This window comes from Abiotrophia defectiva ATCC 49176 (assembly GCF_000160075.2).
In the GTDB taxonomy this organism is placed as follows: Bacteria; Bacillota; Bacilli; order Lactobacillales; family Aerococcaceae; genus Abiotrophia; species Abiotrophia defectiva.
This window is the reverse complement of record NZ_KI535340.1, coordinates 38,653-53,091: the sequence shown is the minus strand read 5'-3', so window position 1 is coordinate 53,091 and position 14,439 is coordinate 38,653. Positions and strand designations below refer to the sequence as shown.

Genomic DNA, 14,439 nt, shown 5'->3' with positions numbered 1-14,439 from the left:
TAGGGAAGGGGCTTTTTCTATTTCAAAGGGTGCAAGTCCATTGACAAAACGAACATGTGTTCGTATACTTAAGATGAGGTGAATACAATGGCAATGAATACAAATTATCATGACCGTGGCATGAAGAAGTGGCAGCCTTTTTTCTCCAGCCCTCATTTGAAGGCCAGTGTTCTGGCTAATCGAGAGGAGGTTTTGGCGACTTATCAGGCGCCAGAGGTCATGACCGAGTCCGAAATTGATGCCCAACTCCAGCGGGCTTTTCAAGAAAGACTGAGGGTTAAGGTGACCCTCAATGTGCAGGTAGCAGAGCGCCATGCTTACTATATGGGGCAGGTCATTGGACGGGCGGATCAATTTGTCCTCATCGACAACTCACCGGTTGAATACGAGACCATCCGCCACGTCCAAGTCTATGAGCCGACCAAGTGGTGGGACCATGCTTGAGCGTGACACTGACCTCTTCCCCAAACAGGACATCCTCTGCATTGACTGCAAGTCCTTCTTCGCCAGTATTGAATGCGTAGAAAGGGGACTGGACCCGCTGACGGCCAAGCTTTGTGTGGTCTCCAGGCCTCATCTCAAAGGAGGTTTAGTCCTGGCCAGCAGTCCTCGTATGAAGTCAGAATACGGCATCGGCACGGGCAGTCGGGTCTATGATTTACCTAAGCGGGATTCGGATATCGTCTTGGCACCGGCGCGTATGAATCTTTATGTTCAGCGTAACCATGATATTAACCAAATCTTCCTCCAGTATGTGGCTTGGGAGGATTTGCATGTTTATTCGATTGACGAGGCTTTCTTGGATGTGGGGCGCAGTCATGCTCTTTTTGGTTCCAATTATCAGATTGCCTGGCAGATTCAGCATGAAATTTACAAGCGCTATGGCCTACCGACCTGCGTGGGCATAGGGGATAATCTGCTACTTGCCAAGCTCTGCCTGGATAATGTGGCCAAGTACCGGTCACCTTATCTAGCTTATTGGTCCTACGCTAGGATTCCAGAGACAGTCTGGAAGATTGAAAAGCTCAGTGATTTCTGGGGGATTGGTCGTCGCACTCAGACGTCCTTAGAGTCTATGGGAATCTACTCAGTGAAGGATTTGGCCCATGCCGATTTGGGCAAACTCAAGGCCCGCTTTGGGGTCAAGGGGGCAGAACTCTATTATCACGCCAATGGGTTAGATGCCAGTGTCATACGTGAGGCTTATAGTCCTCAGAGCCAGGTTTATAGTGCTTCCCAGATTTTGGAAAGGAACTATCTGGACTATAGGCAAGTCGCCTTGGTGGTCCGAGAAATGGCTGATAACCTAGCTAGCCGCCTGCGACGAGAAGGGCGGATGACATCTTGTTTAGGCTTGGGTATAGGCTATGGCAAGGACATCGTCCCCAAGCGTTCGGGGGGTCAAATGACCTTTGAATTGACCTCCAGTAGCAAGCAACTCATGGCCCACAGCCAGACCTTGCTCAAGCGTCACTATTTCCGCCTACCTGTTAAGAGCCTGCATCTGACCGTCAGTCACCTGCAGGCAGCCGGCTCAATCCAGCTCTCTCTCTTCCAAGACCCGGAACAGTCCGCCCAAGAAGAAAGGGCAGAACGTGTGGTGGATGCTGTTAGGGAACGCTATGGCTATGGTAGTTTAGTCCGCGCCAGCAGTCTCTTGCCGGGAGCGACCGCTATCCAGCGGGCAGATTTGATTGGGGGCCACTAGTTACCAAAAAGTACCTAATTGTTTTTTCCTGGCAAGCGAGCTAAACTAGGATTATAGCAAGAATGAAATGAGGGATTAACATGACACAACATTATCAAAATATCGTGATTGGCTTTGGTAAAGGGGGCAAAACCCTAGCGAAAACCTTGGCTGGTCGTCAAGAACAAGTGCTCTTAATTGAAGCTTCTCCTAAGATGTACGGGGGGACCTGTATCAACATCGGCTGTATTCCATCTAAGACTTTGATTGAAGCAGCAGGCCAAGGCTTAGACTTCGAAGCAGCGGCTGCTCGTAAGGCTAAGTTAATTGCTGCTTTAAACGACAAAAACTATCACATGATTGCAGATGAAGCGAGTGCCGAAGTTTGGACTGGTTGGGCTCGTTTTACTGGCAACCACAGCCTTGAAGTCACCTTGACTGACGGTCAAACTCGTCAAGTGACAGGGGACCGCATCTTCATTAACACTGGGGCTAAGACCGCCTTACCAGCTATTCCTGGCTTAGAAGGCAATGATTTTGTCTTAACTTCAACAGAAGCCTTGGATTTACAAAAGTTGCCAAAACGTTTAGTTGTGGTAGGGGCAGGTTATATCGGCTTGGAAATGGCCGATATGTTCCGGACCTTCGGTTCTGAAGTGACCGTCTTGGATATTTTTGACCGCTTCATGCCACGTGAAGAACCAGAAATTGCCGCTCAAATTAAGGCAGATATGGAAGCTGCTGGTTTGACCTTCTACTTAGGCATTCAAGATTTGGCCTTTGACGGTGGGACTGTGACCTATAACTACCAAGGGCAAAGTCAACGTCTAGAAGCTGATGCCATCTTGGTGGCAGCTGGTCGCCGTCCAAATACTGCGCAATTAGGCTTAGAAAATACGGATATTGAATTGGATGCTCAAGGTGCAGTGGTAGTGAATGAGCACTTAGAAACAGCAGTTCCTGGCGTTTACGCTCTGGGTGATGTCAAAGGTGGCCCACAATTCACCTATGTATCTCTAGATGATTTCCGCATTGTCAAAGACCAACTCTGGGGCGACAAGTCTCGCAAGGTGTCTGACCGGAATCTAATTCCTTACACCGTCTTCCTCCAAACCCCATTATCACATGTGGGCTTGACGGAAGCGCAAGCTGTGGAAGCGGGCCATGAGGTCTTAGTCTTCGGCTTACCAATGGCGGCTGTGCCTAAAGCCAAAGTCATCGGCAATGACCGCGGTAGCTTCAAGATCATTGTCAACAAGGCAGATCAAACTATTTTAGGTGCGACTCACTATGGGGTTATGTCGCCAGAAGTCATTAACTTCTTGGCTCTAGCCATCAAGACCAAGGTGCCTTACACTGAAATTCGCGACTTCCTCTTCACCCATCCAACCATTGCGGAAGCCTTGAACGATGTCTTAAAACAACCAAAATAAGCATGAGCAGCGAGGCCTAGGTCTCGCTGCTTTTTGTCTAGTCGGACTACGTCAAAAGTGGTGGTTTTGACAGGCGAAATTTGCTATAATGGGAGAGCACTGAACAGATAAAGGAGTCGATGACATGACCAAACCAGCAGTCTGGTATGAACTCATCAAAGAAGAAAAACATACTGGCGCCCGCCTGGGAATCTTACATACCCCGCACGGATCCTTCCCGACCCCCATGTATATGCCGGTCGGTACCTTGGCAACCATCAAGGGCCTGTCGCCTGAAGAACTCAAGGAGATGGGGGCAGACGTTGTCCTAGCCAACACCTACCACCTCTGGTTACGACCAGGTGAAGACTTGGTAGCGGAAGCCGGTGGCCTACATAAATTTATGAACTGGGACAAGGGGATTCTAACTGACTCAGGTGGTTTCCAAGTCTTCTCCCTCAGCGACATGCGTAAAATCACGGAGGAAGGGGTCCACTTCCGCAACCATATTAATGGAGAGAAACTCTTCCTGTCGCCTGAAAAGGCCATTCACATTGAAAACCAATTAGGTGCTGACATTATCATGAGTTTTGACGAGTGTCCACCATTTGACCAGTCTTATGACTATGTCAAACGCTCAATCGAACGGACGACGCGTTGGGCTGAGCGAGGCTTACGGGCCCACCAACGTCCACAGGATCAAGCCCTCTTTGGTATCTTGCAAGGGGCAGGCTACAAGGATTTACGCCTAGCTCATGCTCAAGATATGATTGCTATGGACTTCCCAGGTTATTCGATTGGAGGCCTATCAGTTGGGGAATCCAAGGAAGAGATGAATGAAGTCCTGGATTACTTGACGCCTGTCATGCCTAAGCACAAGCCACGTTATCTAATGGGGGTTGGCTCACCTGACTCGCTGATTGATGGCGTCATTCGTGGGGTAGATATGTTTGACTGTGTCTTGGCCACACGGATTGCCCGCAATGGGACCTGTATGACAAGCCAAGGACGTCTGGTAGTCAAGAATGCTCAGTATGCCCGCGACTTCCGTCCAATCGACGAGAAGTGCGATTGCTACACCTGCAAGCACTACAGTCGAGCTTATATTCGCCACTTGATTAAGTGTGACGAGATTTTCGGCCTGCGTCTGGCTTCCATTCATAATGTCCACTTCTTGCTCAATCTCATGAAGCAAGTCCGCTACCACATTGAAAATGACTCTCTCTTAGACTTCCGCCAAGCCTTCTTCGAAGAATACGGTTATAGCAAGGCCAATGCGCGTAATTTCTAGAAACTGCTAGCAATTTATAGCAGAGTCTGATAAAGTATAGATTATAGAACACAATAAGGAGTGACAAAATGGATTTACTAGTTAGTGTATTACCCTTTGTCTTAATCATGGGGGTTATGTACTTCTTCATGATTCGCCCACAACAACGTCAAGCTCAAGAAAAGCAACAAATGTTGCAAGCCCTCAAAAAAGGGGATGCCATTGTAACAATTGGCGGCTTACACGGGGTTGTTGAAGAAGTGGACTTGGCAAACCGTTTGGTTGTCTTAGACTGCGAAGGCATCTACTTAACCTACGAATTAAGCGCTGTTGCCACTGTTAAACAAGGCGAACGCGTACGTCCTTCAGTAGCTGACTTAGAACCAAAAGAAGAAGTAAGCAATGAAGAAGCCTAAGTCCTAGGCTCAAGCTGAGACGCTGTCTCAGCTTTTTTTGTCCCTATCATAAGAAAGGTAGGGGAGAAGTGACTAGAATGTTCGTCTTTTTGCTGACTTTATCAACAAGACAAAAAGCCCAGTAGAATAAGGATTTTGCAGGTCTTTCCTAGGCCAAAGGACAACATTCAAATGGAATTTTGATTTTTTAGAGCAAGTGACTAGAGTCAAAGGGGGCAGATAGGCTATAATATAAGAGATACTAGACCCCTAAGACACCAAATCAAGGGGACAAAGGATGTGACCTATGAAAGCCTTTATTCGTTATATGGTCAAGCGCCTAGCCTACATGCTCTTGACGCTTTTTATTATTGTAACTGTCACTTTCTTCTTAATGAAGCTCCTGCCAGGGACGCCATTTTCCAATGAAGATCAGTTGACTGCTGCCCAAATTCAAACCCTCAACGCTAAGTATGGCCTGGACCAGCCAATTTGGGTTCAATATGGGCGTTACTTGCTCAATATTCTCAAGGGGGACCTAGGGGTGTCCTTCCAATTTAACAATACGCCAGTTTCTCAGCTTATTATTGACCGGGCGGGTCCTTCTATGCAATTGGGCTTGCAAGCCATGTTGCTGGGGACTGTACTGGGGACTTTCCTAGGTGTCATTTCGGCTGTCTACCAGAATACCTGGATAGACCGCTTCACTTCGGTCTTTGCCATTGCGGGCCGTTCAGTCCCAAGCTTTGTCTTCGCCGTTGTCTTGCAATTTCTCTTTGCCGTGGTCTTAGCTTGGTTCCCGATTGCCTTCTGGCGTGATGGCTTTGCCTCAACCGTTCTGCCAACCATTGCCTTATCCTTGTCACCGATGGCGGATGCGGCCCGCTTTGTCCGGACGGAAATGATTGAAGTCCTCAATGCGGATTATATTGAGCTGGCTCGGGCCAAAGGCTTCAGCCGCTTCTATGTAGTGATGCGCCATGCCTTACGCAATGCTATCATCCCACTCCTATCTATTATTGGGCCTATGACGGCTGGCTTGATGACAGGTTCCCTGGTAGTGGAAAATATCTTCTCCATTCCAGGTATCGGTGAACAATTCACCAAGTCGATTATGGTGAACGACTTCCCAACCATTATGGGGGTTACCATTCTCTATTCCACCTTGTTAGTGGTCATGATTTTAATTTCTGACATAGTCAATGGGTTAATTGATCCACGACTCCGTCTGACCGGAGGTGCCTAAGATGCAACATGAATTAGCTAAGTCTTCCTATAATGAGGCTTTACTAGCTCAAGCAGGGGACCTAACCGCGCAAAAACTGCAACTGGCTAAGCGTGACTGTGGTCGCCAAGATGCCATGAGTGATGTGCCAGCCTTGAGTTTCTGGCAGGATTCCTGGCGCCGTTTGCGACGCAATAAAGCGGCTATGGTTTCCTTGATTATTATTCTGGCCTTTATTATCTTGGCCATTCTGGCGCCTTGGATTGCGCCTTACTCACCAACGGCTCAGAATCCATCCTATGCCAATTTGCCACCTAAAATTCCAGGACTAGAAGGTTTATCCTGGTTTAATGGTTATGGGGCCAACCGGGCTGGAAAATTGGTCGATCGTTACCTAGCTGCCAAAGTACCGGCAGGTACCTACTATTATTTAGGAACTGACGCTCTAGGCCGTGACTTGCTGTCGCGTATCCTCTATGGGACACGCATTTCCCTCTTGATTGCCTTTGTGGCAGCAGCCATTAACCTAGTCTTTGGTGTCATTTATGGCTTGGTTTCTGGGTGGTTTGGGGGAAAAATCGATACCCTCATGCAACGGATTTTAGAAATCCTATCAGGGATTCCTAACCTAGTCATTGTCATCCTCATGCTCTTAGTGCTCCAACCAGGGATTGTGTCCATCATTATTACCATTGCCTTGACTAGCTGGATTTCCATGTCTCGTGTGGTACGGGCTCAAACTATTCGTATCAAGCAACAAGAATATGTCTTAGCAGCTCGTGTGCTGGGGCAATCAACCCTTAAAATTATGTTCCGTCACATTCTGCCTAATATGCTGGGCCTGATTATTGTCCAAGTTATGTTTGCTTTGCCAGCAGCTATCTTCTTCGAAGCCTTCCTAAGCTTCATTGGGATTGGGATTCCAGCGCCAGCAGCTAGTCTGGGGACCTTAATTAACGATGGTTACAAGACCTTCCGTTTCTTGCCGCACTTAATGTGGTATCCAGCGGGTGTCATTTCGATTTTAATGCTAGCCTTCAACCTTCTGGCGGACGGCCTGCGTGACGCCTTCGACCCTAAAATGAAAGAGTAGGTGACTTTATGACAGAACGTGTCTTAAGCATCGAGAATTTACAGGTTCAATTCAAAACCTATGCGGGAACTGTCCAAGCCATTCGAGGCGTGGACTTCCAACTCCACAAAGGTGAAACTTTGGCAATCGTAGGGGAATCTGGTTCCGGTAAAACCGTGACCTCCCGCGCCATTATGCGTCTATTGAGCCAGAGTGCCACTATTAATGAGGGCAAGATTGATTTTATGGGTCAAGACCTTCGCAACTTAAGTGATAAGCAAATGGAAAAAATCCGTGGCTCGCAAATTGCCATGATTTTCCAGGATCCCATGACTTCGCTTAACCCAACCTTGACCATCGGGCGTCAATTGGTGGAAGTCATCATCAAACATCGCAAGTTTTCGCGTGCAGAAGCAGTCGCGGAAGCCTGCAACTTACTCAGTCTCTGTGGGATTAAGGACCCTGAGCAACGCCTTAAGGATTACCCAAGTCAATTTTCAGGTGGTCAACGCCAACGGATTGTCATTGCCATTGCCTTGGCAGGGGACCCAGAAATTTTGATTGCCGATGAACCAACGACTGCCTTAGACGTTACGGTTCAAGCGCAAATTATTGAGCTTTTGCAGGATATTCAGCGTCAGAAGGGCATGGCTATTATCTTCATTACCCACGATTTAGGGGTGGTAGCCAATATCGCAGATCGCGTGGCGGTGATGTATGCGGGTCGACTAGTCGAAATTGGGCCTGTGGATGAAGTTTACTATAATCCACAACATCCATACACCTGGGGACTTTTGTCAGCGACGCCGACCTTGACCTCGTCAGGTCCACTATATGCCATTCCAGGAACCCCGCCTAACTTGCTCAATCCACCAAAGGGCGATGCCTTTGCCTGCCGTAATGAGTATGCCCTGGATATTGATTTTGAAGTGCAGCCTCCAATGTTTGAGGTTAATCCGGGTCACTATGCCGCAACTTGGCTCTTGCATCCAGATGCCCCTAAAGTGACACCACCGGCTAGCATTCAAGAACGCTATGCCTATTATCAAGCTAAGAAGGAGGCTGAATCGCATGACACAAGCTCTAATTGAAGTGCGCAACCTCAAACAGTATTATCATCAGGACCATACGGTCGTTAAGGCCGTAGACGATGTTAGCTTCACCGTGCAAGCGGGGGAGACCTTTGGTTTAGTAGGGGAGTCGGGTAGTGGTAAATCAACCATTGGCCGTGCCATTGTCAACCTCTATCAGCCAACTGATGGCCAGATTCTCTATCAGGGGAAGGCTTTAAGCGACTTATCAAAGGGAGAGCGACTGGATTATAACAAGGACGTTCAAATGATTTTCCAAGATCCTTATGCTTCCTTAAATCCTCGTATGAAGGTCCAAGATATTGTAGCTGAAGGTATGGAAGTCCATGGCTTGGTAGCCTCCAAGTCAGAGCGAGATGCCAAAGTGGCGGAGCTCCTGGCTTCAGTCGGTTTGTCACCTGAACATGCCTTACGCTATCCGCATGAATTTTCGGGCGGCCAACGCCAACGGATTGGGATTGCGCGTGCCTTGGCGGTTGAACCTAAGTTTATTGTCTGCGATGAACCTATCTCAGCCTTGGATGTCTCCATCCAAGCCCAAATCATTAACCTATTGCAAGGCTTGCAAGAAGAGCGAGGCTTGACCTATCTCTTTATCGCCCATAACTTGGCCATGGTTAAATACTTTAGTGACCGTATTGGCATGATGTATCGAGGTCGCATGGTGGAATTAGCAACTGCTGAAGCGCTCTATGAGTACCCGCTACATCCTTATACTCAGAGCCTACTGTCAGCTATTCCCTTGCCAGATCCAGATCAGGACCGTCAGCGTCAACGGATTGTCTATCAGCCAAGTCAAGCTGAACTAGAGGCGCCTCATGATTGGGTGCAAGCGCAAGAACAGCATTGGGTTATGAAAGCCAAAGCCTAATAAACTAAGCATAAACCTTCTTCCTGTATCAGGGGGAAGGTCTTTTTTTGTGCTTCAATTAGATTGTGAAGAGTAACCCCAAAAGCGCGTGATTTTAATAAGTCCATGTGAAGTAAAATTCACTAACTGAAATATTAGTTGGAAAGATACCAGAAAACACATGCTGTTTCGTCATTATAAGGCGAATTTGAAACAGATATTTAATTGTAGTATTACAGTTCAACCCTTAATGTATCCACTTTCCGACGGAAAGTAACCGTTTTTCTTGGATAAAAGGCCCTTATATTGTATCATTCACAAAAACGGACGATAGGGGCTAAAGTGACTATTATCAAGCCTTAGAGCTTGCATTTGCTTGCCAAGAGTGGTAAATTTATAAGGTACAGTCTACCAGTAATACAGAAATTAAGTCTGTCTTGCTTGGTAGTAGTTAAATAAAGAGAGGAAAGTGTACAAGTATGGCAAAAAAAGTTAAGATTGAAGACTTATTGCGTCCAGATAACTTTAACTTCGACATGGTCCAAGTCTTGAGCCCAGAAGGTAAAGTTGTCAACAAAGATTTATTACCAGATTTATCTGATGAAGAATTGGTTCAATTGATGGAAGATATGGTATGGTCCCGTATCTTACACGAACGTTCAACTGCTTTGAACCGTCAAGGACGTTTAGGCTTCTACGCTCCAACTTTTGGTCAAGAAGCATCACAATTAGGCTCTGTTGCAGCCCTCAAACCAGAAGACTACATCTTGCCTGGTTACCGTGATGTGCCTCAGCTCATCAAACATGGTTTACCACTCCACAAGGCTTTCTTATGGTCCCGTGGTCACGTAGAAGGGAACAACTACCCAGCTGACTTCAATGCTTACCCACCACAAATCATCATCGGGGCACAATACGTGCAAGCCATGGGGGTTGCTTTAGGTCTTAAGAAGAACGGTAAAGACGCAGTTGCTGCGACTTGGACTGGTGACGGTGGTTCTTCACAAGGGGACTTCTACGAAGGGATTAACTTCGCCGGCGCTTACAAAGCACCAGCCATCTTCTTCATCCAAAACAATGGTTGGGCGATTTCTACGCCACGTTCGCTCCAATCTGCTGCGCCTACTTTGGCTCAAAAAGCAGTTGCTGCGGGGATCCCAGGGATTCAAGTAGACGGGATGGACATCTTAGCAGTTTATGCTGTAACCAAAGCGGCGCGTGACTACGCTGTAGCAGGTAATGGTCCAGTCCTCATCGAAACAATGTGCTACCGCTTCGGTCCGCATACCTTATCAGGTGATGACCCAACCCGTTACCAACCAGACGGTGTTCAAGAAGAATGGCGTGCAAAAGATCCACTCATTCGTTTCCGTACTTACTTAGAATCAAAAGGCCTCTGGTCTCAAGAAAAAGAAGAAGCGGTGATCGAACGTACTAAGGAAGAAGTCAAGGAAGCCATCAAGTTAGCTGACCAAGCACCTAAACAAAAGATTTCTGACTTCTTGAAGAACATGTACGAAACACCAGACTTCATCACAGCAGAACAAATCAAGAAATTCGAAGCAAAGGAGAATAACTAATAATGGCTCAAAAAACGATGATTGAGGCTATCACAGAAGCGTTAGCCATTGAATTACGCAATGACGACCGTACCCTTATTTTTGGGGAAGACGTCGGCTTGAACGGGGGGGTATTCCGTGCCACTCAAGGTTTACAAGCAGAATTTGGTGAAGACCGCGTCTTCAACACTCCTTTAGCAGAATCTGGTATCGGTGGTATGGCCATCGGTTTGGCTTTGGAAGGTTTCCGTCCAATCCCTGAAATCCAATTCTTAGGCTTCGTCTTCGAAGTAATGGACTCTGTTGTTGCTCAAGCAGCACGTACTCGTTACCGTCTTGGCGGTAGCCGTAACATGCCAATCACTTTCCGTGCACCATTTGGTGGTGGGGTTCACACGCCTGAATTGCACGCGGATAACTTGGAAGGTCTCTTGGCTCAATCTCCAGGTATCAAGGTTGTTATTCCTTCTGGTCCATACGATGCTAAAGGCTTGCTCTTGTCATCTATCCGTGACAACGACCCAGTTATCTTCTTGGAGCACATGAAACTCTACCGTTCTTTCCGTGAGGAAGTGCCAGAAGCTGAATACACCATTCCTTTAGGCAAAGCTAATGTTGTCAAAGAAGGAAACCACGTATCCATCATCACTTACGGGGCAATGGTTCGTGAAGCGGTTAAAGCGGCTGAAAAGCTTGAAAAAGACGGAATCTCTGTTGAAATCCTTGACCTACGTACTGTTCAACCACTTGACATCGAAGCAATCGTCGCAACCACTGAGAAAACTGGTCGCGTAGTAGTGGTTCAGGAAGCACAACGTCAAGCAGGGGTTGGCGCTCGCGTAATGGCTGAAATCACTGAACGTGCGGTTCTTTCCTTAGAAGCACCAGTTGGTTTCGTTGCAGCACCTGACACCATCTTCCCATTCGGTCAAGCCGAACATGACTGGTTGCCAAACGCAACAGACATCGAAGAAAAAGTACGCGAAGTATACAACTTCTAATATTCAGTTGAGGAAAGGAAGTAAATAACATGGCTTTTAAATTCAGATTGCCTGATATCGGTGAAGGGATTGCCGAAGGCGAAATCGTAAAATGGGACGTTAAAGAAGGCGACACCATTCAAGAAGACGATACATTAGTGGAAATCCAAAACGACAAATCAGTTGAGGAAATTCCATCTCCAGTTACTGGTAAAATCTTAAAAATCTTGGTTCAAGAAGGAACTGTTGCACGCGTAGGGGACGTTTTAGTTGAAATCGACGCTCCAGGCCACGAAGACGATGGCGATGCAGCACCAGCTGCAGAAGCTGCACCAGAAGCGGCTCCAGCTGCGGAAGCTGCACCTGCAGCACCAGCAGGCCCAGGTGCCCCAACAGGCGCTCCTGCAGGTGAAGGTAAACGTGTCTTAGCAATGCCATCAGTTCGTAAATTAGCTCGTGACAAGGGTGTTGACATTCGTTTAGTAACACCTTCTGGTAAGGGTGGTCGTGTTGTGGCGGCTGACGTCTTAGCCTTCAACGGTGAAGCAGCACCAGTTGCGGCTGCAGAAGTAGCAGCACCAGCTCAAGCAGCAAGCGTTGCGGCAGCACCTGCAGCACCAGCACAACCATACGTATCTGGTAAGGGCGAAGCTGAAACTCGCGAACCATTATCTCCAATGCGTAAAGCTATTTCTAAGGCAATGGTTAACTCTAAACACACTGCGCCTCACGTAACCCTCTTCGACGAAGTAGAAGTATCTGCTTTATGGGATCACCGTAAGAAGTTCAAAGACATCGCCGCTAACCGTGGTACTAAGTTAACCTTCTTGCCATACGTGGTAAAAGCTTTAGTAGCAACTGTTAAGAAGTTCCCAGTCCTCAATGCTTCCATTGACGACGCTAGCCAAGAAATTGTCTACAAGAACTACTACAACATCGGTATTGCAACTGACACTGAACGTGGCCTCTTCGTACCAAACGTCAAAGACGCTAACACCAAGTCAGTATTCGACATTGCAGATGAAATCAACGGCAAGGCAGCTTTAGCTCACGAAGGTAAATTAACTGCTCAAGACATGAGCCAAGGGACTATTACCATCTCTAACATCGGTTCTGCACGTGGTCAATGGTTCACACCAATCATTAACTACCCAGAAGTTGCCATCTTAGGGATGGGGACAATCAACGTTCAACCAGTGGTTAACGCTGAAGGCGAAATCGCTGTTGGCCGTATGTTGAAATTGTCCTTGAGTTTCGACCACCGTATCGTCGATGGTGCTACTGCACAAAACGCAATGAACGAATTAAAACGTTTATTGGCTGACCCAGAATTATTATTGATGGAAGGTTAAGGTGAAATAGATTATGGTAGTAGGAGATTTCGCAATTGAACTCGACACAGTCGTGATTGGTTCTGGCCCTGGTGGGTATGTAGCAGCTATTCGTGCTGCTCAACTCGGCCAAAAAGTTGCCATCATTGAAAAAGACTACATCGGGGGGACCTGCTTGAACGTAGGGTGTATCCCTTCTAAGGCTTTGATCAACGCTGGCCACACCTACCACAATGCTAAACACGGTGACCACTTTGGGGTTATTGCCAAAGACATCACTGTGGACTTCAAACGTACCCAAGAATGGAAAGACAAAGAAGTTGTTGCTAAGTTAACCGGCGGGATCCGCATGTTACTTAAGAAGAACAAGGTAGAGATTATCGAAGGGGAAGCTTTCTTCGTAGATGACCATACATTACGTGTTGTCAAAGAAGATTCAGCTCAAACTTACAGCTTCAACAATGCCATCGTGGCAACTGGTAGCCGCCCAATCGAAATCAAAGGCTTCAAGTACAGCGACCGCGTGATTGATTCTACTGGTGCTTTAGCCTTAGACCACATCCCATCTTCTATGGTGGTAATCGGTGGGGGTTACATCGGTTCAGAATTAGCAGGTGCTTTCGCTAACTTCGGTACTAAGATTACAATCTTGGAAGGTTCTAACCAAATCATCCCAACTTTTGAAAAAGACATGGTTAAATTAGTGGAGAACGAATTCGCTAAGAAGGGTGTTGATATCATCACCAACGCTATGGCTTTGAACTCAGAAGTAAAAGACAAGTCTGTTGTGGTAACTTATGAAGTAGGGGGCAAACAACACACTGTTGAAGCAGAATACTGCTTAGTAACTGTGGGTCGCCGTCCTAACACTGATAACTGTGGCTTGGAAGTTGCAGGGGTTATCGTGGGCGAACGTGGCTTGATCAATGTTGACAAACAAGGTCGCACTAACAAACCAAACATCTTCGCTATCGGTGACGCTGTTCCAGGTGCTGCCTTAGCCCACAAAGCAAGCTATGAAGCTAAGGTTGCTGCTGAAGCAATTGCTGGGCAAGCATCAGAAGTTGACTATGTGGCAATGCCAGCAGTCTGCTTCACTGATCCAGAATTGTCTTCTGTAGGTTACACTTTAGACCAAGCTAAAGAAGCTGGTTTAAATGCTAAAGCTGTTAAATTCCCATTAGCTGGGAACGGTCGTGCCTTGTCCTTGAACGCAACTGAAGGTTTCGTACGTTTAGTTGTTGATAAGGAAGACAACACCATCTTAGGGGCACAAGTTGCAGGGGTTAACGCTTCTGACATCATTGCTGAATTGACCTTGGCAGTTGAAGGCGGCTTGAACGCTGAAGACATCGCCTTGACAATCCACTCACACCCATCCTTAGCTGAAACAGTTATGGATGCTGCTGAGTTGGCTTTAGGTCATCCAATTCACGTCTAATTAAGTTCCCAATATATCATATATGATATATTGGTCAGAGCCGGGGCAAGCCTCGGCTCTTTTCTTAAAGTATTGTGAAAGGGCTTAGCTTCTTAAAGCGACAGCTTTTTTATGAAAAAAGTAGTG

13 protein-coding genes are annotated in these 14,439 nt (G+C 47.1%); all 13 read left to right on the top strand.

Features of this window, described 5'->3' with window-relative positions; genetic code table 11:
• Nucleotides 1-87: 87 nt before the first annotated feature.
• The gene (locus GCWU000182_RS00260) at nt 88-444 is read left to right on the top strand and encodes a hypothetical protein (RefSeq protein WP_023390714.1); all 357 of its coding nucleotides are present in this window, start codon (nt 88-90) and stop codon (nt 442-444) included.
• Entirely contained in the window at nt 437-1,708 is a 1,272-nt protein-coding gene (locus tag GCWU000182_RS00255; protein ID WP_023390713.1) for a Y-family DNA polymerase, read from the top strand. The genes GCWU000182_RS00260 and GCWU000182_RS00255 overlap by 8 nt, the downstream gene beginning before the upstream one ends.
• 80 nt (nt 1,709-1,788) lie before the next feature.
• Nucleotides 1,789-3,120 (top strand): FAD-dependent oxidoreductase, encoded by a 1,332-nt coding sequence (locus GCWU000182_RS00250; RefSeq protein WP_023390712.1) that lies wholly within the window; start codon nt 1,789-1,791, stop codon nt 3,118-3,120.
• A gap of 124 nt (nt 3,121-3,244) precedes the next feature.
• Nucleotides 3,245-4,390, top strand: coding sequence for a tRNA guanosine(34) transglycosylase Tgt (gene tgt, locus GCWU000182_RS00245; RefSeq protein ID WP_023390711.1), 1,146 nt, complete (start codon nt 3,245-3,247; stop codon nt 4,388-4,390).
• A 68-nt stretch (nt 4,391-4,458) separates the two neighbouring features.
• Entirely contained in the window at nt 4,459-4,785 is a 327-nt protein-coding gene (gene yajC / locus GCWU000182_RS00240; protein ID WP_023390710.1) for a preprotein translocase subunit YajC, read from the top strand.
• A gap of 286 nt (nt 4,786-5,071) precedes the next feature.
• Nucleotides 5,072-6,010 carry an oligopeptide ABC transporter permease gene (gene opp3b / locus GCWU000182_RS00235; RefSeq protein WP_023390709.1) on the top strand — a complete coding sequence of 313 codons (939 nt, stop codon included), beginning with the start codon at nt 5,072-5,074 and terminating at the stop codon, nt 6,008-6,010.
• A gap of 1 nt (nt 6,011) precedes the next feature.
• Entirely contained in the window at nt 6,012-7,082 is a 1,071-nt protein-coding gene (opp3C, locus tag GCWU000182_RS00230) for an oligopeptide ABC transporter permease (RefSeq protein WP_023390708.1), read from the top strand.
• 8 nt (nt 7,083-7,090) lie between these two features.
• Nucleotides 7,091-8,152, top strand: coding sequence for an ABC transporter ATP-binding protein (locus GCWU000182_RS00225; RefSeq protein ID WP_023390707.1), 1,062 nt, complete (start codon nt 7,091-7,093; stop codon nt 8,150-8,152).
• Entirely contained in the window at nt 8,133-9,023 is an 891-nt protein-coding gene (locus tag GCWU000182_RS00220) for an ABC transporter ATP-binding protein (RefSeq protein ID WP_023390706.1), read from the top strand. Before GCWU000182_RS00225 ends, GCWU000182_RS00220 begins: the two co-directional genes overlap by 20 nt.
• 458 nt (nt 9,024-9,481) lie before the next feature.
• The gene (gene pdhA / locus GCWU000182_RS00215) at nt 9,482-10,582 is read left to right on the top strand and encodes a pyruvate dehydrogenase (acetyl-transferring) E1 component subunit alpha (protein ID WP_023390705.1); all 1,101 of its coding nucleotides are present in this window, start codon (nt 9,482-9,484) and stop codon (nt 10,580-10,582) included.
• Nucleotides 10,583-10,584: 2 nt separating this feature from the next.
• Nucleotides 10,585-11,562, top strand: a complete 978-nt coding sequence (locus GCWU000182_RS00210) for an alpha-ketoacid dehydrogenase subunit beta (RefSeq protein ID WP_023390704.1) — start codon at nt 10,585-10,587, stop codon at nt 11,560-11,562.
• Between the two features lie 29 nt (nt 11,563-11,591).
• Nucleotides 11,592-12,893 carry a dihydrolipoamide acetyltransferase family protein gene (locus tag GCWU000182_RS00205; RefSeq protein ID WP_023390703.1) on the top strand — a complete coding sequence of 434 codons (1,302 nt, stop codon included), beginning with the start codon at nt 11,592-11,594 and terminating at the stop codon, nt 12,891-12,893.
• A 13-nt stretch (nt 12,894-12,906) separates the two neighbouring features.
• Complete coding sequence (lpdA, locus tag GCWU000182_RS00200; protein WP_023390702.1) at nt 12,907-14,313, top strand: dihydrolipoyl dehydrogenase; 1,407 nt, start codon at nt 12,907-12,909, stop codon at nt 14,311-14,313.
• Nucleotides 14,314-14,439 lie beyond the last annotated feature (126 nt).